This window comes from Luteimonas fraxinea, assembly GCF_021233355.1.
Taxonomy (GTDB): Bacteria; Pseudomonadota; Gammaproteobacteria; order Xanthomonadales; family Xanthomonadaceae; genus Luteimonas; species Luteimonas fraxinea.
Map to the genome: position 1 here is coordinate 1949569 of NZ_CP089507.1, position 19124 is coordinate 1968692.

Annotated in this window: 20 protein-coding genes; 1 reads left to right on the forward strand and 19 read right to left on the reverse strand. The window is 62.1% G+C overall.

Translation table 11 applies throughout. The annotated features are described in order from the left end of the window. Position 1 precedes the first annotated feature (1 nt). From LU699_RS08675 to LU699_RS08760, 18 genes are all read right to left on the reverse strand, one after another. Positions 2 to 649: a DUF3833 family protein gene (locus LU699_RS08675; RefSeq protein ID WP_232136555.1), complete on the reverse strand. Its 648-nt coding sequence runs from the start codon at positions 647 to 649 to the stop codon at positions 2 to 4. 112 nt (positions 650 to 761) lie between these two features. Beyond that, positions 762 to 941 (reverse strand): hypothetical protein, encoded by a 180-nt coding sequence (locus LU699_RS08680; RefSeq protein ID WP_232136556.1) that lies wholly within the window; start codon positions 939 to 941, stop codon positions 762 to 764. Between the two features lie 321 nt (positions 942 to 1262). Next, a complete protein-coding gene (locus tag LU699_RS08685) occupies positions 1263 to 1604 on the reverse strand; it encodes a YciI family protein (RefSeq protein ID WP_232136557.1) in 342 nt (113 codons plus the stop codon). Positions 1605 to 1711: 107 nt separating this feature from the next. Continuing rightward, positions 1712 to 2131: a hypothetical protein gene (locus LU699_RS08690; RefSeq protein ID WP_232136558.1), complete on the reverse strand. Its 420-nt coding sequence runs from the start codon at positions 2129 to 2131 to the stop codon at positions 1712 to 1714. Between the two features lie 36 nt (positions 2132 to 2167). Next, on the reverse strand, positions 2168 to 2848 hold the full coding sequence (locus LU699_RS08695) for an XAC0095 family protein (protein WP_232580556.1): 681 nt from the start codon (positions 2846 to 2848) through the stop codon (positions 2168 to 2170). 390 nt (positions 2849 to 3238) lie between these two features. Then, positions 3239 to 4021 carry a S1 family peptidase gene (locus LU699_RS08700; RefSeq protein ID WP_232136560.1) on the reverse strand — a complete coding sequence of 261 codons (783 nt, stop codon included), beginning with the start codon at positions 4019 to 4021 and terminating at the stop codon, positions 3239 to 3241. A 69-nt stretch (positions 4022 to 4090) separates the two neighbouring features. Continuing rightward, entirely contained in the window at positions 4091 to 4642 is a 552-nt protein-coding gene (locus tag LU699_RS08705; protein WP_232136561.1) for a hypothetical protein, read from the reverse strand. A gap of 343 nt (positions 4643 to 4985) precedes the next feature. Continuing rightward, entirely contained in the window at positions 4986 to 5558 is a 573-nt protein-coding gene (locus LU699_RS08710) for a hypothetical protein (RefSeq protein WP_232136562.1), read from the reverse strand. 72 nt (positions 5559 to 5630) lie between these two features. Next, positions 5631 to 6107 carry a hypothetical protein gene (locus LU699_RS08715; RefSeq protein ID WP_232580557.1) on the reverse strand — a complete coding sequence of 159 codons (477 nt, stop codon included), beginning with the start codon at positions 6105 to 6107 and terminating at the stop codon, positions 5631 to 5633. Between the two features lie 45 nt (positions 6108 to 6152). Beyond that, positions 6153 to 6620: a hypothetical protein gene (locus tag LU699_RS08720; RefSeq protein WP_232580558.1), complete on the reverse strand. Its 468-nt coding sequence runs from the start codon at positions 6618 to 6620 to the stop codon at positions 6153 to 6155. A gap of 87 nt (positions 6621 to 6707) precedes the next feature. Next, positions 6708 to 7619, reverse strand: a complete 912-nt coding sequence (locus LU699_RS08725; protein WP_232136566.1) for a restriction endonuclease — start codon at positions 7617 to 7619, stop codon at positions 6708 to 6710. Positions 7620 to 7716: 97 nt separating this feature from the next. Beyond that, positions 7717 to 8373 carry a hypothetical protein gene (locus LU699_RS08730; protein WP_232136567.1) on the reverse strand — a complete coding sequence of 219 codons (657 nt, stop codon included), beginning with the start codon at positions 8371 to 8373 and terminating at the stop codon, positions 7717 to 7719. Between the two features lie 451 nt (positions 8374 to 8824). Beyond that, on the reverse strand, positions 8825 to 9304 hold the full coding sequence (locus tag LU699_RS08735) for a hypothetical protein (RefSeq protein ID WP_232136568.1): 480 nt from the start codon (positions 9302 to 9304) through the stop codon (positions 8825 to 8827). A gap of 302 nt (positions 9305 to 9606) precedes the next feature. Then, positions 9607 to 11763 (reverse strand): peptidyl-dipeptidase Dcp, encoded by a 2157-nt coding sequence (gene dcp, locus LU699_RS08740; RefSeq protein ID WP_232580559.1) that lies wholly within the window; start codon positions 11761 to 11763, stop codon positions 9607 to 9609. Between the two features lie 248 nt (positions 11764 to 12011). After that, positions 12012 to 12620 (reverse strand): lysophospholipid acyltransferase family protein, encoded by a 609-nt coding sequence (locus LU699_RS08745; RefSeq protein WP_232136570.1) that lies wholly within the window; start codon positions 12618 to 12620, stop codon positions 12012 to 12014. A 32-nt stretch (positions 12621 to 12652) separates the two neighbouring features. Next, entirely contained in the window at positions 12653 to 13063 is a 411-nt protein-coding gene (gene arfB, locus LU699_RS08750) for an alternative ribosome rescue aminoacyl-tRNA hydrolase ArfB (RefSeq protein WP_232136571.1), read from the reverse strand. Between the two features lie 256 nt (positions 13064 to 13319). Continuing rightward, on the reverse strand, positions 13320 to 14390 hold the full coding sequence (locus LU699_RS08755) for a YrzE family protein (RefSeq protein ID WP_232136572.1): 1071 nt from the start codon (positions 14388 to 14390) through the stop codon (positions 13320 to 13322). 189 nt (positions 14391 to 14579) lie between these two features. Further along, entirely contained in the window at positions 14580 to 15269 is a 690-nt protein-coding gene (locus LU699_RS08760) for a pseudouridine synthase (protein WP_232136573.1), read from the reverse strand. Positions 15270 to 15353: 84 nt separating this feature from the next. On the opposite strand from LU699_RS08760, the gene LU699_RS08765 reads away from it, so the two are divergent. After that, positions 15354 to 18077 (forward strand): M16 family metallopeptidase, encoded by a 2724-nt coding sequence (locus LU699_RS08765; protein ID WP_232136575.1) that lies wholly within the window; start codon positions 15354 to 15356, stop codon positions 18075 to 18077. Between the two features lie 512 nt (positions 18078 to 18589). Here LU699_RS08765 and LU699_RS08770 read toward each other — a convergent pair. After that, the gene (locus tag LU699_RS08770; RefSeq protein WP_232136576.1) at positions 18590 to 19087 is read right to left on the reverse strand and encodes a hypothetical protein; all 498 of its coding nucleotides are present in this window, start codon (positions 19085 to 19087) and stop codon (positions 18590 to 18592) included. Between the last annotated feature and the right edge of the window lie 37 nt (positions 19088 to 19124).

Here is a 19124-nt window from a genome sequence, read left to right on the forward strand (position 1 = left end):
GTTACCGGCCCGGATCGACCGGGTCGTCTGAACTAGACGCGGGCACCTTGCGCGTAATCGTCTCTTGGAGACGGCCGATCGGAATGCCGAGCAGTCTGACCACGCCCACGTTGTCGATCGTGCGCCCGTCCGCGGACAGCACCAGTTCCTGATGCATGAACACCGGTCCCTTCACCCTGTAGCGCAGCGACAGGCGCGGTCCCGAGACCGACGCCTCGACCGGCCCGGCCGCGTCGCTGAGCGTTGCCGCGTAGTGATGCGCCGCGGTCCGTGTCATGACCCAGAAGCGCGACTGCGGCGGCTCGCCGGCGAAGGTGATGGTCTGATCCAGACGGAACGTCCCGTCGCTCTGTTCGATGCCGTGACTGGTGACGTGAAACGCGCGCGGCTTGCGAAAGACGAATTTCAGCGTACCGCGACCCTCGCTCTCCCCCCCGAATCCAGCGCGCGGCGTGAACTCGACGGGGGTCTGCGCATCGGCCAGCGGGCACGCCACGGTCGCTGCAACAAGCAGTGCAAGGCACAGCCATTTCAGTGTTCTCGTCATACTCGAAGCCTGACCGGAACGGACACGCATTGTGGCGGCAAAGCGGCCACCGATTGCGTTCGGCGTTGCCAGCCCAAGGCACTTGCCGCGCAAGAGATCCACACCCGAGTCCGAGTGCGACAAGTCCGTTGACGCGTTGCTCGACGTTTCGAGCGAAACCCGATGCGCCGCCGTCGTGAATCAGCGACGAACTCGAACAGCAAACCCGAGCCCGTTACCGGAGCGCCTGCGTCACCCCGATCGCAAGGGCAGCCGAGAGCAGCCAGACCACGCCACGCGTGAGGAAGGCCTTGTCGACAGCGCCTCGACCTACCGTCTGATTCGGCCCGAAGCCCACAACGAACGCGTGTGCCGGCAGCGCAACGGCGAGCAGGAAGGCGACGACCATCAGCATGGTGTCGTCCGCCAGTCGCAACCAGAAAACCGACATCGCCGTGCCTGCGACGATGCCTGCAAGCGCAGCGGTGATCGGTGTAGGCGTGATTCTCAAGATATCCGGACCATTTGATTCAGTGCCGGAAGTCTAAGCGAATGCGTCTTTTGCATTTGCAAGCGGGTGCGATGCGCATCCCGACGTCTGGCGCCTGCGGTCTTCTTCTGTCGCGACGTTGAAATCGGTGAAACCGCGCCTTCATTCTTCGCAGCAGATCGGTCCATGCCTCGCGCGACGCTCCCCGCAAGGCGGAGTTCACCGAGCACCGTTACGCCGTGCGACTCACGATGCGGGATCGAACTGGAAGACCCGCAGTTCCTGATCGCATCGGCAGGCAGTTGCAAGCCGCGCGGCCCACGCCACCGCTGCGTCGCGTGACGGAAGCTCGAGGACCGCGAAGCCCCCATCGAGTTCGGAACCGGATGGATAGCCGCCTTTAGCAACGGTGCCATCGCCCGACACGCGCACCACCGGCACGCCCGCATCGATGCCCCCGCCGAACACATAGACACCGGCCGCTTTCGCCGCTTCGATGACCGCATGCGAATCGCGGCTGGCGTGTTCCAGCTCGACGTCGCGCACCACCATCGCGGCGGCAGGGAAGGAGATCAGGTACTTGGCCATCGGGATCCATCCTTTCAGGAGATCGGCGTAACCACGGGACGCGAATCTGGCACCGTCATCTACGCGTGTCGCGAGCATCCATCCGGACACCTGTTTCAGGCGCTACATCAGAACAGGAGCGTGCCGATGACGAAGACGGCTGGAATCGACAGCACACCGTAAGTGACCAGCGTTGCGCGATAGGCCGATGTGTTCGGAACAAGTCGCTTACCCCAGGCCCGCATCAGCAACGCAACCAGCAACAGCGCCGGGAGAAAGAGCAGTGCCGACAGGTATCCGGCGCTCCCTTCAAACGTCGATGCACCCGCGATGTAGGGGACGAGGAACGCAATCGCACCTGCCACGGTCACCGCAGCCAGCAATGCAAAACATCGATGTATGGCGCTTGTTTTCATGGAATCCCTGGATGTGCATAGCGTCGCGCCTTCGCAGTCGACGCCTTGCGCGACGATTCCACCACAATCAGGTGCACCTGGCACCGTATCTTCCGGTGCGACGACAGCAGAAGCAGGCGCGAACACCTGCATCTGCCTTTCGACGTCTAGAACTGCGCCGTACCCGATCTAGTGGAACTGCACGTGCTTCGAGGCGCAGGCGTGCTGCAGGTGTAGGCGCGCAGGCGCAACGCCGTACACAGCCGGCGCTTCACGAACGCGGTTCTGCGCCGAGCTTTGATCAAGCGTCTGATCTTCAACCTGCAGAAGGATCTCGCGCACCTTGGCCGCGTGGTCGAAGATCGCGTGCCCTACGACAGGCATCGTCTGCGTCGCGTAGTCCGCCATCTCGCCGGCCGACACCACATCACCATGCGCCGAAATCAGCTCGAGCAGGCGGTTCAGCGCATCGATCTGGTCCAGCGTCACACCGAAGCGCAGTACGGGCGCGTCGGCGACGGCAGCGTGCACGCCGATAGCTTTGTCAGCCTCTGCGCCGTCTTCTTCCTCATCGTCATCGTCGCCTTCGGTGTCCTCGGCCGCAGATCGCGCCTTGCGTGCCTTCCGCATCGCCGGGAACGTCACCTCGTCCAGCACCAGTTCCACCTGTTCGCCCAGCAACTCCAGGCAGACCGCCACTTCGCCTGCGCGGATGTCCGGGATGTACTCATCGTCCTCGTTCGCCGTGCGCGGCTGCGACACACGCGACAGGAAATCCATGTGCTCGCGCAGCTTCTTCAGCCGGAACTGGCTGTCCTCGGGCAGGAAGTAGCCCACCGTATCTTCGTCATCCATCTCGAACTTCGACATCGTCGCCTCTCCTCAATCCATGAAGTGCCCGGCCACCGGAATGGTGGACGGGAAGTCGGGAGGCTAGAAACCGCGTACAGACGGCGGGCGTATTTCCCCGAAGGGTGTTGTATTAGCCGCCCTCCCGACGCAGGCATCGCGTCGGTTGCACCCGCTAGAAGACGGGCACAAAAAACCCACCGGTTTTTCGGAGGTGGGTACCGCTGTACGAGGAGTTTCTAGGCTCCTTGGGATCGAGTCTGCTACGGCTCGACCTCGACGGTCAAGTCAGAGAACTTGCATGGTGCGGGTCAGACATTCCGATGTGGTCGCACTTAACGCGACTACCCAATTCCCTTCAAGTGCCGATGCGGTCTCGGACGAAATTGCACTCGGACCCCTGTTTCGACCTTACGACCCTGGAGTGCCGCTCATCGTCGCATCGATCCACGGCAGGTAGTACGACACCCGAATTTGATGGCTCTGCTGCCCGTAAAACCCCGGCGCTGCTGTGCTGAGCCTACCGCGTGCCAAACCCACCAGCTCCCAGTCGTGGTCGTTCTGGACGAGCACTGGGCCGCCGCTGTCCCCATTGCCAAGCATGCCCTCAAGTGGCAAGGCAGCGGCGCCAGATTCGAACGTGTAGACAAGCGCCCGTTCTTCGACAGCAGAGATGACGTTTTCCGCGCTTCGAAGTTTCGTGCGATTTGCGCCAGCAATTTCGCCGTTCAGGCCGTTTCCGGTCGCCCCCTTGCCGAAAAGCACAACCGTCTTTCCGAGCTCGGCGTTGCCTCTGTACAGCGCCACCGGCTTAATCCTCGTGACAGGCAGCGCCAGCTTGATGAGCGCAATGTCGTCGAGACCAGCTAGAAATCTGATAGCCCCCTCCGGATCCTGTACCGCCAGTTGCTCTGGGAGTTGCTTGTAGCCGGGATGGAAAAAGACCTGCTCAACCTTGAGACATTCGCCGTTGAGCATGACCTCGGCAATCGGATGCAACTGGGTGCTATGCGCCGCAGTGAGGACCCATCGCGGTGCGACAAGCACGCCACGCCTCTCATGCGGGAGGTCCACCAGAGCCGGCAGAGCAGCGTCCGGCACCAGGTAGGCGGAATCGGGTACGTCGTGTCGAACGACAATCGCACCTGCGGTCATGCAGGCGAGCAGCAATGGAATCGCAACAAGACGATTCATATGTCTCCGAATAATGCCTAATAGCTGAGTTAATCCGCGGCGCGAAGCGGCGTCGGCTTGGACGAATTGCTAGATTACATTGTCTACGAATCGTGGCCGCTGATATGCAAGGTATGTCTCGAAAGACTCCCGGACTAAAGCCAGCTGGGAAGAATCGAGTGCCCTTAGCTCAGCCGTGCTGACAGGTGACGGCGGCATGGGCCAGATCTTCTGAAGGCCGGGATAGCAAAGATCCCGATCGAGCTCGAAGCCTGAGACCCGCGCAGCGAGAACGTGAAAGACCAAACGGCCGAGGATGAAAGTCACGGTTTGAACGTTGCGGGACAGGCCGTCTAGGAGCGGTGGTTGAACGGTGCTGCTCAACGAAATCGTCGACGAGTGGCGATATAGCCACGTAACGGACTGTGTGGACTGCGCGCCTAGATAGATACGGTAATAGCCAGGGATAGCGCGCGCTTCATAGAAGGCCCGGCGATCTGCAGCTGGTGTGGAAGCCAGCTCTGAATCTGCGTGCTCAGAAATCATGGTTTTCAGGCATACCCATTGAGCCAGCAACGTTATGTCTGGAATCTCAAGCGTACGCTCCTGCCCCGTAACCGCAATGACGAGCAGCGGCTTCACCGCCGACTCCAGTTGACTCATCCACCCGTTGTTGCACGGTCGACACACGACGCGGAGCGTTTTGGAGATTAGGTGCCCTTGGCGCCTGTAACGCTCAGTGACTTCCTTAGGGCCAGCCCCAAGTTGAGTAACGAGGGTCGCGACGTTATGCACCTTGCCGGATTCAATAAATTCAGCCAACCAAGCAGGATAGAAATGCTCCTTGCTCTGATTGCCATAAGCGCCACAGAAGATGCATGGCTTTGACTGCTTCACGCGCGACGTTGTCTCCCAATGTCGTCTAACCGCCAGAATTAATCCGACCCGCAGAGCAGGATCGGATCGAATGAACTGTCAGCACCGATCACGCCGAGTTTGCCAGCTGTACGGCCTGGCGAGTAATAATGAACTTTCTAGTGCCCTTGCTGCCGTAGTCGAGTCTGAGGATGCCAAATTCAACCAAAGTGTCTAGGTCATCTTCAACAAATCGCGGCTCATCGATCTGGAGTCCATCGGATCCGCCGATAAAGTGGTAGCGGGTTCCAGCTGGGCCAAGGACTTTGCGCTCCCAGCATTCGTTAGCCCCCGAGGCAACGAACTGCTTAACAATAGAAATTGCTTGAGCTGACAGAACAGTGCTTGGCCGAACTGAAGTAGCTAGATTTGAAAAAGTTCCTACATGAGATGCTACAGAGGCAAGAACTGAATCGAGACTGTCGAGACGTTGCACAAGCTCTTGGTGGTTAAGCGCGAGTATGGACTTCAGCTGCACTGCGAGTGCCTGATTGCGCTCAATTCTCAGGGCAACGTCCTCATGGCGCTTTTCTCTCAGCCATTCAACGAAATCTGACAGTTGATTGCCGGATCGTTCACTCTTGAAATTACTCAGCAAGCCGACGATCGTCGCGAAGCTAGTTGCCGCCGTTAGTGGATCCATAAAGTAGTGTCCTGTGACCGCTAACGCGCGAATTAAGCCGTTCCGCGAAGCGGCGCCGGCTTGAATGAAATGTTAGCCATTACGCAGAAGAACTGCGACAAGACCGGTGATTGAACCAATGATGCCTGTCAGTGCTGTGATCCAGACAAGAAAACGAGAGCTACTTTCATGGCGATCTTTAAGCTCTTGTCGAATCTCCTGCCGAAGAGAGCGGACACCTGCAACGGTCAAGTACCGGCCACCAGTTTGCCGCCCCTCATACCAAATATCTGATTCCGTATCGTCAGAGCTTCGGATGTAAGGAATTGGAACCCTTAATCGCCTAGATTGTCGTAGTAGCTCTGACGTGAGGTAGCTGTCCTCCAGCTCCTGCTGCAGTTCCATCTCGAATCGTTCTGCTCCTTCGAGCTCAGCGACCTCATTGAACTTCTTGGCGCTTCGTGCCGCAGCGATCGCATTACCGTAGCCGCGCTGGATAGCCCGCCTAGACCACGCCAATCGAATTCTCTCCGGGGCAAGCTTGTGAATGATGTTGGATAAGCGCGACATTGGGTCAAGAGTGGCTAACAGTTGAATGAATTGTTATGTGGCACCTCAGTGGTACTTGCCATCTACACCGAGGATGGAGCCAGGCGGATGGTACGCGCCATCCACGCCAAGGAAGTAGCCAAGAGGGTGATATTTGCCATCTATGCCCAAGAGGCTTCCCTTGGGATGGTACTGACCATCAAGGCCGAGAAAGTGATCTTTGGGGTGGTACTGGCCGTCGAGACCAAGCACTGAGTCCTTGGGGTGGTACTTTCCGTCCAGCCCAAGAACCTCTCCTTGCTTGTGATATTGGCCATCTAATCCGAGGGTAGAACCATTTTCGTGATACTTCCCGTCCATGCCAAGAGTTGATCCGGCTTTGTGATACTTGCCGTCGAGGCCAAGTTGGTAGCCTTTAGGGTGGTACTGGCCGTCAAGGCCCAAAAATGAACCTGGGGCGTGGTACTTGCCGTCTTGTCCAAGGAACCAACCAGCCGGATGGTACTTTCCGTCAGCGCCGAGAAACTTGGTCATTGCAAATCTCCGATTGTGACGAACTCCAGTGCCACATAACGCTTGAGTAAAGCCGCATCGCGAAGCGGCGTCGGCTTGAATGGATTGTTATGTTGCAATCTTTCTGACCGGAAAAAGAATGGTTCCAAGTCTAACGATTGAATCTAGCTTCGCTCGCATCGCATCAGCAAACAGGACGCGGCCGCTCAGCACGAGCGCCAAGTCCTCCCCAGTCATAAGAATTATCCGGGGCGAGTCGCCCGAGTACTTTTGCACCGCCATATCATCAAATCCGTTGGCCGACACGAAGAAGCCCCTCGTGCTCTGCGCCTTGCCGCGTATCTTCCCATCAAAAATTGACAGGTCAGGTTGCTTTGTGAGCTCTTGCGTCCACTTGACCTCTACGAGGTAGTCAAACTTCTCGTACTTGAAGTGACCGTCAATTTGCTCGCGACCTGGTGTGCGATACGGCTTCGAGTGTTCAAGCTCACTCAGGTGGAGAAGCTGAAAGAACAGCAGCTCAAGCTTAAACCCCCGCTGTTGCGGGGTGACATCACTTGCGGTTGTGAGATTAAGAAACTCAGAATTCAAGTCTTCAAGGCGTTTGCCTTGGGCGCGCCGATCAGCGATTGACTGTGCGTGGGTGGCTTTTGCTCGCTCGTGCTCTCGCTTCTTGATTTCGGCTTCGATCGGATCGTCACCGATGGCTTGGTGGAACTCTGACAGCAGCCTCTTAGCTTTTTTTTCGTCGAGCTGGTCCCGATCAATTGGGCCTTTCAGCCGGTAGAAGCCGGATGCAATGGCGTTGACTAGATCGCTGTTACCCACCTGATCGAGGTCTTCGAGCACCGCGCGCATCATTGTGTATTTATTGTATGTCTCTCGTGGGTATTTGCGTTGCACAGTCTTTGGAACGCCGCAGCTGTCGAGGAAGCTATAGAAGCCCGCCCAATACCAAAAGCAAGCTCCGGCGAGCTCCACCATCTTCTCTTTAGCTTCGAAGCTGAGCTTTTTGGCCATGGGTCGCCGGATTGTTTGTTGCAACATAACACCTGAATTAAGCCGACTTGCGAAGCAAGTTCGGCTTGAATGAATTGTTAGAGGTCACAAGCCGTCATCATCGAGGCTTACCTGTGGTGTCTTGTGCGCCCGGCTCTTCGCTTGGAGTTGTTTCAGGTGTCGGCACAGGTTTAGATGACGCCGGTCTTGGGGTAATCTCAGCGGCAGTAATTCCTTTTATGATCCTAGTCTCGCCGCTAATGATCTTTGAAATAACTTCGTCGGACGGATTGTTCCGTGAGCTTGTCATTGAAGCCTCCTCAGCATTTGTGGCTACGAAAACCGCAGTTGAAAAAACAGCCAGTCCAAAAAGCGCTCCGGAAAACCAGTTGAGTCCATTACTTAACTTCAACGGACCATTCTTCTCTTGCAGCGCGCTTTCATCAGAGTCGAGGTAGTAACGCTTGGCAAGCTTAAGCTGTTTCTGGATCCCAATCTGACTGACAAGGAAGGATGCGACTGTGATAATTATGCAGAAAACAAACAAGAACCATGATGCGTACAGGACGTAAGGCAAACTCGCCGTGTCGAGCGAAACAAAGTCTTTAAGAAAGCCAAGTGAAAGCGCGAGTGCTCCGCTTGAGAAGGTAAGTATCGCTTTATCGAAGTTTTCTGCGTTCGAGACTTGACGCTTGAACAGCTCAGTCTTAAGTTCCGAGAAGGTGCGCTCATTGAACGACCTAAGATCGTCGGCCGGAGCATCCTGATCTGGCATGAACGTCTCCTGTGACCTCTAACGCTTGAATTAAGTCGACCCGCGAAAGCGGGTTCGGCTTGAATGAATTGTTAGGCGGCGTGCCTACCAACTCAATCTCCATTGGTGTTCGTTCTTACGTTGAGTTTCCAGCGTATAGCGCCTTGACCGGCTTGGTGCTGGTGATGGTTCTGCGGGGGGAATGGGTCATCCTTGTTGGATGTAATTTCTCTCTTGCAACCCAGGCAACGGTAAATGCCAGAGACGGGGACGTCATCGCCCGGGTCGTAAACGGTGGTCCACCAAGTCTTGTTTCCGTCGCTCTGAACCAATACCGAACTGTTGATATGCCACGACATTTCTCTCTCCTTGTAGAAACACGAACAACACTGGTTAGGACACTTAGTCAGCCGCCTAACGCCTGAATTAAGCCGAGCCGCGAAGCGGGTTCGGCTTGAATGAATTGTTAGCGCTACTTGACAAGCGTGCCCCGCATGAGACGTGCAAACACCACTCCAACGCCACTCAAATAAAGCCAAGCAACCAGACCTGCAACACAAATCAGTACGCGGATCAACAAGTGCTTGCGCTTATGGGCGAAGCGGGCAACAGCACCGCCGACATACCAGCCAAGTAATGCGACTACTGCCGATAGAAAAGCCGCGCCGATAGCGCCAGCCAAAGCTCCGCCAAGTTCGCGCCCAACCGTGGCACCGGCGATTGCCGCGAATAGTATGGGCAACAACTTTGGTTTAAATGGCTTTGGCGCAAGGTCAACATCAAAGCTAGATGGACGAGGAACTGGATCAGCCAAGTCTATGCCGCGTCTCCGGAACTCATCTTCCGCGAGAGGCTTGGCCTCATCGCTAAATAGTCCGTCTTTCCAACGCTGTATAAGCTGATAATCATCCATTCCGGCGATGGATTTTCCGATTGCATCTAGTGAGTACATGGACACTCCCCTGTAGCGCTAACTAGTATTCGACCCCGGATGCGAGGTGTTGCACCAAGTATGGCGCGTCGGCGGGTCTCCTGCCACGCAGCATAATTTCATGAAGATCAGTCGCTTGCGCAGCTCCTGCCTGTAGCCCTGCGAAACCGAACGCCGCGTTATGCGACATCCCGATCTCCAGCGCGTTATCAATCGTTTTCGTCGCATAACGCAGGGATCGATCTACGCGCACAGAAGAAAGGCGGCCCGAGGGCCGCCTTCCTGCATGCTTCAACTCAGTGCAAGCAGCCACGCATCGCGTTTCACTTCAACCCACGATGCTCCAACAATGGCTCCACACTCGGTTCCTTGCCACGGAACTCGCGATACGCCCCGGCGAGATCCTGCGAATGGCCGATCGACAGGATCTTGTCGCGGAAGATCTGGCCGTTTTCGCGGGTCAGGCCGCCGTTCTCGCGGAACCACTGGAAGGCGTCGTGGTCGAGAACTTCGGCGCCGAAGTAGGCGTAGTAGCCGGCCGCGTAGCCGCCGCCCCAGATGTGGCTGAAGTAACTCGTGCGGTAGCGCGGGGGCACGGCGGCGAGGTCGACCTTGTACTGCGTCAACGCCTGCTTCTCGAATGCATCGACGTCCTGCTTGGCGTCGCCGGCGGGCAGCGTGTGCCAGGCGAGGTCGAGCAGTGCGGCCGAGAGATATTCGGTGGTCGCGTAGCCCTGGTTGAAGGTGCGCGCGGTGACGATCTTGTCGACCAGTTCCTGCGGCATGGCTTCGCCGGTCTGGTAGTGCTTGGCGTAGTTGGCGAAGACCTTGGGGTCGAGTGCCCAGTGCTCGTTGAACTGCGACGGAAACTCGACGAAGTCGCGCGGGGTGTTGGTGCCGGCGACGGACGGGTACTTGGTGTTCGAGAAGAAGCCGTGCAGCGCGTGGCCGAACTCGTGGAACAGGGTGGTCACGTCGTCGAAGCTCAACAGCGCGGGCTGGCCGGCGGCGGGCTTGGTGAAGTTCTCGACGTTGTAGACGACGGGAATCGTGCCGGTCAGGCCGTTCTGTTCGACGAAGTTGCCCATCCACGCGCCGCCCTGCTTGCTGTCGCGCTTGAAGGGGTCGAGATAGAACAGGGCAAGCTGCTTGCCGTCGGCGTCGAAGATGTCGAACACGCGCACGTCGGGGTGGTAGACGGGGATATCCTTCCGCTCCTTGGCGGTGATGCCATAGAGCTGGTTGGCGGCGAAGAACACGCCGTCGTTGAGCACGCGGTCGAGCTCGAAGTAGGGCTTGATCTGCGACTCGTCGAGATCGAACTCGGCCTTGCGCACCTGCTCGGCGTAGAAATCCCAATCCGCGGCGCCGGCGGTGAAGCCGCCGTTCTGTGCATCGACCACGCCCTGGATCTTGGCGAGCTCGGCGCGCGCACGCGCGGTGGCGGCGGGCACGGTGTCGGTGAGCAGTTTCAGCGCGGCTTCCGGGGTCTTCGCCATCTGGTCGGCGATGCTGTAGGCGGCGTAGTTCGGGAAGCCGAGCAGCTGCGCCTTCTGCGCGCGCAGTTCGGCGAGGCGCTGGATGGTGGCGCGGGTGTCGTTGGCGTCGCCGTGTTCGGCGCGACCGGTGGACGCGGCGAGCACGCGCTCACGCAGGGCACGGTTCTTCAGCGAGGCGAGCACCGGCTGCTGCGTGGTGTTCTGCAGGCTCAGCAGCCACTGGCCTTCTTTACCGGCGGCCTTGGCGGCATCGGCAGCGGCAGCGATCGCGCCTTCATCCAGACCGTCGAGTTCGGCGACATCGGTTACGAACACGCCACCCGCGTTGCCGGCTGCGAGCAGCTTGTTGCCGAACGCCGTCGACAGCGAGCTTTCCTCGATGTTGAGCTTGCGCAGCAGCGGCTTGCCGTCTTCGCGCTCCGACAGCTGCGCGCCGGCGCGCACGAAGGACTCCTGGTAATGCTCGACCAGACGCTTCTGCTGCGGATCGGTCAGCGACTCACGCGCTTCGTAGATGGTTTCGACGCGGGCAAACAGCGCGGGGTCGAGATAGATCGCGTCGCTGTGCTCGGCGAGCTTCGGCGCCAGCGCTTCCTCGGCGGTCTGCAGCGCCGGGTTGGTATTGGCGCCGGTGAGCATGAAGAACACATTGGTCGCGCGGGTCAGCAGTTCGCCGCTGCGCTCCATGGCTTCGATGGTGTTCTCGAAGGTGGGCGCTTCGGGGTTGTCGGCGATCGCGCGGATCTCGGCCAGGTGCTGCTTCATGCCTTCTTCGATGGCCGGCTGGTAGTCGGCATCTTTCAGCTTGTCGAAGGGCGGGGCCTGGAACGGCAGCGCGCTGGCGGTGAACAGGGCGTTCTCGGTAGGCGCGGCGGTGGCGGCGGTATCGGTAGCGGGCATCGTGGGCTCGGCAGGGGTGCGGTCGCCGCAGGCGGACAGCGCCAGCGCGATCGCGGAAGACAGGAGCAACGTACGCAACATGGGAGGGAACTCCGGAAAGACAACGCAGGGATGACGTCGGTCGCGCTGGGCGCGGCCCGCCAGCCGCGCAGCGTGCGCCTGTCGCGGGCGCTTGGGTATGTGCCGTTGGTTGGCCGATTCAGCTTTTGGTGCGGGAGGGCGCGGCGCGGCCGGTACGGTTCTGCAGCCTCGGGGCCGACATCGCGCACGCGGCTCCCGCTCACGGGCATCGACGCGTTACGCACCGCACGCCCCGTGCCGATGCCCGGTCAGACGGTGCCGCGGTTCTTGCCCATCCAAGGCGCATACCAGTTGCGGATCATCGCCATGTCGGCGTCGGCATCGTCGCTGGGCTGGAACATCGGGCCGAAGCCGATGACCTTGTCGGGGTAATGGAAATACAGCGTCTGGATCGGCACGTTGGCGGCCTTGGCGATCTTCCAGAAACCGGTCTTCCAGCGTTCGACACGCTTGCGCGTGCCCTCGGGCGCGAGGCCGTACCAGAAGGCGTCATTGCCATTGATCGCGGCGGCGGCCTGTTCGATGACGCGCGAGGCGCGGCTGCGATCGACCGGAATCACGCCGAGCGCGCGCAGTGCCCAGCCGAGTACCGGAATGCGGAACAGCGAATCCTTGCCGAGCACGCGGATGTCGAGGCCCAGCGCGGCCTTGGCGGCGAAGCCCCAGACGCCGTCCCAGTTGGACGAGTGCGGCGCGCCGATCAGCACCAGGCGCGGGACGTCGGGCAATTCACCGACGACGCGCCAGCCACCGACACGCAGGATGCTGCGGCCGATCCAGCGTGCGAGGCAGCTGGGCCTGACACGCGGAGCGCGCGGTGGCACGGGAACCAGGAACGGATACTTCGAAGTACTCATGCGTCCTCGGCGCAGGGCCTACTGTGACGGGATCAATCCCAGTCGCGCGTGGCACGACCGCGCTTGATGGTACTGCGTTCGCGTTTGGCCCCCAGCCGCCGCTCCTTGGAGCCGCGCGTGGGTTTCGTCGCCACGCGCGCCTTGGGCACTTCGTAACCGAAAGCGACGAACGCCGCGAGGCGTTCGCGCGCGTCTTCGCGGTTGCGGTCCTGGGTGCGGAAGCGTTGTGCGTTGATCACCAGCACGCCGGCTTCGGTGATGCGCCGGTCGCGGCGTGCCAGCAACCGCGTGCGGACGTGTTCGGGCAGCGACGGCGAACCGGCGATGTCGAAACGCAGCTCGACCGCGGTCGACACCTTGTTGACGTTCTGGCCACCGGGACCGCTCGCGCGCACGAAACGCTCGACGAGTTCGTCTTCTGGAATGGCGGGCGGCGTGGACATCGGCGGCGATTGTAGACGCTGACATGCGACGGCCCCACCGCATGCGATGGGGCCGAAGGGTTTGTGGTGTTTCGATGCCTGCTGGTCGAGCCCTCCCCTGCGTCGCGGGGGAGGGTTGGGAGGGGGCGAACTGTCCGGCTGCGAACGAATGGCGATGCTGATGGACCGACGCATCGCGCGATAGAACTTCATTCGAGATCTGATGGGTCGCCCCCATCCCAGCCTTCCCCCGCACGCGGGGGAAGGGGCAGCAAGGTCAAACGCGCGGCGTGGTGCTGCGCGTGTGCACGACGGTGTCTTCGCGCAGACGGGTGCGGCTGCCCAGCAGGCCGGCACCGGCGCTGGCGGCGGCGCCCAGCAGCAGGGCGAAGAACGCCCACAGGGCCGAACGCGCGATCGCGCCGGCAGCCTTGTCGGCCTGTTCGCGGGCCTTGGCCTCGAACTCGGTCATCTGCTGACGGGCTTCTTCGACGCGGGTTTCCAGCGCGGCCAGACGCTCGTTGGCGGTGCGACGGGTCTCCTCGAAGCGCGCGATCAGACGGTCGGCTTCGGTCTCGGCTTCGGCGCGGGTCATGTCGGTGTTCTCGACCAGTGCGTTGACGACGGCCTCGCGATCGACGTCCTTGCCGACGGCCTCGACGCGCGTGCGCAGGGCAGCGGTCAGTTCGTCGGTGATCGCGGAGAACTCGTTCGGGTTGCTGGCCAGACGGCGGACCGCACGGCCGGCGTCATCGCGTGCGCCTTCGAGCTGCGAACGCAGGTACTCGGGCTGCAGCGATTCGGCGCCGGTGTCGCGCAGCACGTCGGCGACGTTCTGCTCGATGCGCTCGCCGTCGAGCTCGGTGTCGATGTCGAGTTCCGCGCCGATGCGCTCGGCCACGCCGCCCAGACCACTGGCGGCGCCGCCTGCTGCGGAACCTGCGGCGGAGGCCACGCTGCCGGCGGCCGAGAACACGCCGCCGATGGCGCTGCCGGCCAGACGCGCGGTGCCGCCGATCGCCATGCTCGCGAGCACGGCCGCGAAGATCAGCGAGGTCGCCCACACGAGGAAACCGTGCGCCATGCCGCTGCGACCGGCCAGACGACCGGCGACGAAACCACCGGCGGCGAGCGCGATCAGCAGCGTGATCGCAGAGCCGATCCCGAACGCGGCGCCGACGCCATCGAGCGGATCGGACGACATCGGATCGGCGACGCCGAAACCGAGTGCGGTGGTGAGCAGCGACAGCAGGATCGACACGGCGAGCACGGTGACGACGCCCCCGATGATGCTGCCCCAGGACGCACGACGTGCGTCGTAGTGTTCGGCGGTTGCGACAAGGGTCATGAGGGCATTGCTCGGTGATGGGGCGGCGATTCTTTCCGGCGTGGGATGAGGTTTCCGTGAGCGCGTTGCGGTTGGCTGAAGCGTTCAGGGGGAGGTGGCTGCGGTGCGGGGTGGATCACCGCAGGTGACCTCGCCGCAACTGCAATCGTGAGCGTGTTTTTGAGCCCTCCCGTTTTACGGGGGAGGGCTTCAGAGTGCAGGCATTCCGGGAAACAACAGCAACGCCTTCGCGAACTCGTCGCCCGGCGGCGTATCCACCACCAGGCGTTCGCCCGTCTGCGGATGATCGAAGCCCACGCGCTCGGCGTGCAACAACATGCGATGGATGCCGAGCATGCGGAAGTTGCGGTTGTGGCGGCCGTCGCCGTGGCTGGTGTCGCCGATCAGGTGATGCGACAGATGCTTGAGGTGCCGGCGGATCTGGCGGAAGCGGCCGGTCATCGGTTCGGCGCGCAGCAGTGCGTAGCGCGAGGTCGGGAAACCCGCCGACGGCACCGACAGCTCGGTCGTCGCCAGTCGGGTGAAACGCGTGATCGCGGGCTTCTTCACCGGCTTGCCGGGGCCGCCATCGAGCGGGTGGTCGACGACGATGTCGTCCGGCCAGCCGCGGCAGATCGCGAGGTAGTGCTTGTCGACGCTGCGCGCCATCCACTGCGTGCCGAGTGCGGACGCGGTGTCGCGGTCGAAGGCCACGAGCAGGCCGCCGCTGGTCGCGCGGTCGAGCCGATGGATCAGAAACAGCGGGCGACCGAACTGTTCGCGCAGTCGATCGGCGAGAAAGTCGTGTTCGTCGCGCGCGAGCGCGCTGTCGTGGACCATCAGGCCCGCCGGCTTGTTGACGACGGCCAGCCATTCGTCCGCGTAACGCACCTCGATCATCGTGAATCCACTGGCGTGTCGCCGCCAGTCGGCCGCAACTGATCTGCTATTTTCGTCGATCGTCTTCTCCAACGGGGGATCCGCATGCAACGTCGTCTGCGTGCCTGTGTCGTGGTGCTGTTGCTCGGCGCCGCATGGCCGCTGTGGGCCGCGCCGCCGCAGCTCGATGCACCGGTGCACGAAGCCGAAGGCATCCGCGAATACCGGTTCGACAACGGCTTGGCGCTGGTGCTGTTTCCCGACGCCAGCAAGCCGGTGACGACGGTCAACGTGACCTATCGCGTGGGCTCGCGCCACGAGGGCTACGGCGAAACCGGCATGGCGCATCTGCTCGAACACCTGGTGTTCAAGGGCACGCCGACGCACACCGACATTCCCGGCGAGATGCGCCGCCGCGGCGTGCGCTTCAACGGCACCACGTGGCTCGACCGCACCAACTACTTCGCGAGCTTCTCCACCGACGCCGACACGCTGGACTGGGTGCTGCGCATGGAAGCCGACCGCATGGTGAACTCGCGCATCGCGCGCGAGGATCTCGACAGCGAGATGACCGTCGTCCGCAACGAGATGGAATCGGGCGAGAACAATCCGGTGCGCGCGCTGGTGCAGCGGGTGATGGGTGCGGCCTACCAGTGGCACAACTACGGCAACTCGACGATCGGTGCGCGCAGCGATGTGGAGAACGTGCCGATCGACCGGCTGCAGGCGTTCTACCGGACCTGGTACCAGCCCGACAACGCGGTGCTGGTGATCGCCGGCGACTTCGATCCGGCGCAGGCGCTGGCGACCGTGGGCGAGAGCTTCGGCGCGTTGCCCGAACCGACGCGCGCGCTTCCGGTGACCTACACGCGCGAACCCGCGCAGGACGGCGAACGCCATGTGGTGGTGCGCCGCGTGGGACGCACGCCGTATCTCGTCGCTGGCTATCACATTCCCGCCGGCCGTCATGACGACAGCGCGGCCGTGGCGGTGTTGTCGCAGGTCCTGGGCAGCACACCCGGTGGTCGCCTGCATCGCAACCTGGTCGAACCCGGACGCGCGACCGGTGCGTCGGCATCTGCGCTGGCGATGGACGAACCCGGCTATCTGACCTTCGTCGCCGAAGCGCCGGAAGGCAGCGACCTCGATGCGCTGCAGACCGAACTGCTGACGCTGGTGGAAGACGCGGCCGCGACGCCGTTCACCGACGCGGAAGTCGACGACGCGAAGCAGCGCATGCTCGCCGGCTACGAGCGCGCGATGCGCGACCCGAACGCGATCGGCGTGGCGCTGTCGGAAGCCATCGCGCAGGGCGACTGGCGTCTGCTGCTGCGCACACGCGATCGGCTCGGCGCGGTGACCGTGGACGATGTCACGCGCGTCGCGCAGGCCTATCTGCGTCGCGACAACCGCACCACCGGCCAGTTCCTGCCGACCGATGCGGTCGAGCGCGTGACGATCAGCGAAGCGCCGACGGCCGAGTCCGCGCTGGAAGACTTCGTACCGCGCGCTGCGCTCGACGCCGGCGAAGCCTTCGATCCGTCGTACGCGAACATCGACGCGCGTACGAAGCGCTCGACCCTGTCGAACGGCGCGAAGCTCGCAGTGCTCGACAAGGACACGCGCGGCAACTCGGTGCAGATCCGCATGAATCTGCGGCTGGGCGACGCGCAGCGCCTGCACGACCGCGCGACCGCCGGACAGCTGGCCGGCACGCTGCTGATGCGCGGCAGCGAACGTCATGACCGCGCGGCACTGTCGCGGCAGCTGACGGCGCTGCGTTCGACATTGAGCGTCGGCGGCACCGCGACCACGGTCACGGTGGCGGCGACGACCGATCGCGAACACGTCGGCGCATTGCTCGAGCTCGTCGCCGATGTGCTGCGCAGACCAAGCTTCCCGGACAGCGAGTTCACCCAGCTGCGCAGCCAGCAGCTGACCGGCATCCGCAGCAGCATGAGCGAACCGGGCGCGGTCGCGAACGAAGCGCTGTCGCAGCACTTCAATGCGTTTCCGAAGGGTCACCCGTATCACGCGACGACGTTCGAAGAACGCATCGCACTGATCGAAGCCCTCACGCTCGACGACGTGCGCGCTTTCCATCGCGATTTCTACGGCATGGGCGAGGGCGCGACGATCGCCGTGGTCGGCGATGTCGACGCGGACGCGGTGCGTACGCGACTCGACGACCTGTTCGGCGACTGGACGTTGCCGACACCGTTCGCGCGCATCGAGACGCCATACGTCCCGCGCGAAGCGGTGCACGCGAAACTGCGCACGCCCGACAAGGCCAACGCGACGCTGATCGCGCGGCAGTCGCTGCGCATGCATCAGGACCACGCGGATTACCCCGCGCTGCTGATCGGCAACTACATCCTCGGCGGCTCGGGCATGAAGTCGCGGCTGGGTGATCGCATCCGCCAGCGCGAAGGCCTGAGCTACGGTGTGGGCTCGAATTTCTCGGCCAGCGTGTTCGACGATGCCGGCATGTTCGGCGTATCGGCGATCGCCGCGCCGGAGAACATGGCGCAGGTGGAAACCGCGGTGCGCGAGGAACTGCAGCGCATCCGCAGCGAAGGCATCAGCCAGGCCGAGCTCGACGACGCGCTCGACGGCATGCTGCGCGCACGCCGCACCTCACGCGCGAACGATCCCGAACTCGTCGGCATGCTCGACAGCAACCTCTACATCGGTCGGGACATGGCGTATTCGGCTGCGTTCGAGGAGAAGCTGCGCGCGTTGACCCCGGAAGACGTGCGGGCTGCGATGGAGCGGCATCTGCAGCCGGAGGCGTTGTCGGTATTCATCGGTGGGGACTTCAAGGATTGAGGGGCGTTGTTGTTCTTTCTTGGAAAGAGAACGCAGCCTCGTAGGATGGGTAGAGCGAAGCGAAACCCATCGCTGCACAGCAATCCAGGCGGTCTTTCAGAAGTCGGTATGTCCGCTACCGGCGTCGATGTCATGTGTGACGTCGACGTCTGATGGGTTTCGCTGACGCTCTACCCATCCTACGAGGGCATTGACCTCTCTACCTGCCCTCACCCGACGCACCGTGCGCGTCGACCCCGGATCAGGTCCGGGGCAGGCTCTCTCCCAGAGGGAGAGGTGCTGATCCACTGCTGCGGATGGGTCAGCGCCTGATCGGTCATCGCTGAGAGTTGCGGCGTCTTTCTGTTGAGCCCTTCTCCCTTTGGGAGAAGGTGCCCGAAGGGCGGATGAGGGCGCTTGTGAACGCTTCCTCTCTTCCATCCCTCACCCGACGCGCCGTGCGCGTCGACCCCGGATCAGGTCCGGGGCAGGCTCTCTCCCAGAGGGAGAGGTGCATAAAGAGCACTCTTGACTCAACCCGCCGGCGGCGGCGGTGCCTGCGAGGCCATCGCTTCGAGCTCGTCGCACATCTGCTTCTGCTGCGGCGGCGTGGCCTGGGTGAACTGGGCGTTGGTCTTTTCGTGTGCGGACGCGAACTCGCCGTCGAAGGTGCCGACGTCGCCGCCCATCTTGGTGAATTCCTGGCGCAGCTGATCCTTGGCCTGGTTGAGCTGTGCGTCCGAGACGTTCGGATCGCACAGCTTCGCGGCGGCGTGCATCGCGCCGGCGATGCCGGCGATCTGGGTCAGCATGGTGCTCGCCGCATCGCCGGTCAGAGGGGCGTCGACCGGCGGTGTGCCCGATTCGATCTGCGCCTGCGCGGCTTCCGATGGCTGGGTCTGCCTGTCCTCGACCGGCTGGGTCTGCGCTGCGTCATCGGTCGCGGGCTGCGGCGCGGCGCCACAGGCGGCGAGGCCGAACACCGCGGGTACGAGCAGGCAGGCGAAACGTCGGGTACGGGGAAGCATCATGCGGCCATCTCCATCAGGGGAGCGGCGAGCCTAGCAA

Coding starts and splice junctions, on each gene's coding strand:
- LU699_RS08760 (WP_232136573.1), bottom strand. CDS start 15,269: ATGATCGAGGTGCGTTACGCGGACGAATGGCTGGCCGTCGTCAACAAG.
- LU699_RS08755 (WP_232136572.1), bottom strand. CDS start 14,390: ATGACCCTTGTCGCAACCGCCGAACACTACGACGCACGTCGTGCGTCC.
- LU699_RS08730 (WP_232136567.1), bottom strand. CDS start 8,373: ATGCCAGATCAGGATGCTCCGGCCGACGATCTTAGGTCGTTCAATGAG.
- LU699_RS08770 (WP_232136576.1), bottom strand. CDS start 19,087: ATGATGCTTCCCCGTACCCGACGTTTCGCCTGCCTGCTCGTACCCGCG.
- LU699_RS08680 (WP_232136556.1), bottom strand. CDS start 941: ATGCTGATGGTCGTCGCCTTCCTGCTCGCCGTTGCGCTGCCGGCACAC.
- arfB (WP_232136571.1), bottom strand. CDS start 13,063: ATGTCCACGCCGCCCGCCATTCCAGAAGACGAACTCGTCGAGCGTTTC.
- LU699_RS08710 (WP_232136562.1), bottom strand. CDS start 5,558: ATGGATCCACTAACGGCGGCAACTAGCTTCGCGACGATCGTCGGCTTG.
- LU699_RS08765 (WP_232136575.1), top strand. CDS start 15,354: ATGCAACGTCGTCTGCGTGCCTGTGTCGTGGTGCTGTTGCTCGGCGCC.
- LU699_RS08685 (WP_232136557.1), bottom strand. CDS start 1,604: ATGGCCAAGTACCTGATCTCCTTCCCTGCCGCCGCGATGGTGGTGCGC.
- LU699_RS08720 (WP_232580558.1), bottom strand. CDS start 6,620: ATGACCAAGTTTCTCGGCGCTGACGGAAAGTACCATCCGGCTGGTTGG.
- LU699_RS08735 (WP_232136568.1), bottom strand. CDS start 9,304: ATGTACTCACTAGATGCAATCGGAAAATCCATCGCCGGAATGGATGAT.
- LU699_RS08700 (WP_232136560.1), bottom strand. CDS start 4,021: ATGAATCGTCTTGTTGCGATTCCATTGCTGCTCGCCTGCATGACCGCA.
- LU699_RS08695 (WP_232580556.1), bottom strand. CDS start 2,848: ATGTCGAAGTTCGAGATGGATGACGAAGATACGGTGGGCTACTTCCTG.
- LU699_RS08715 (WP_232580557.1), bottom strand. CDS start 6,107: ATGTCGCGCTTATCCAACATCATTCACAAGCTTGCCCCGGAGAGAATT.
- LU699_RS08690 (WP_232136558.1), bottom strand. CDS start 2,131: ATGCAGGTGTTCGCGCCTGCTTCTGCTGTCGTCGCACCGGAAGATACG.
- LU699_RS08745 (WP_232136570.1), bottom strand. CDS start 12,620: ATGAGTACTTCGAAGTATCCGTTCCTGGTTCCCGTGCCACCGCGCGCT.
- dcp (WP_232580559.1), bottom strand. CDS start 11,763: ATGTTGCGTACGTTGCTCCTGTCTTCCGCGATCGCGCTGGCGCTGTCC.
- LU699_RS08725 (WP_232136566.1), bottom strand. CDS start 7,619: ATGGCCAAAAAGCTCAGCTTCGAAGCTAAAGAGAAGATGGTGGAGCTC.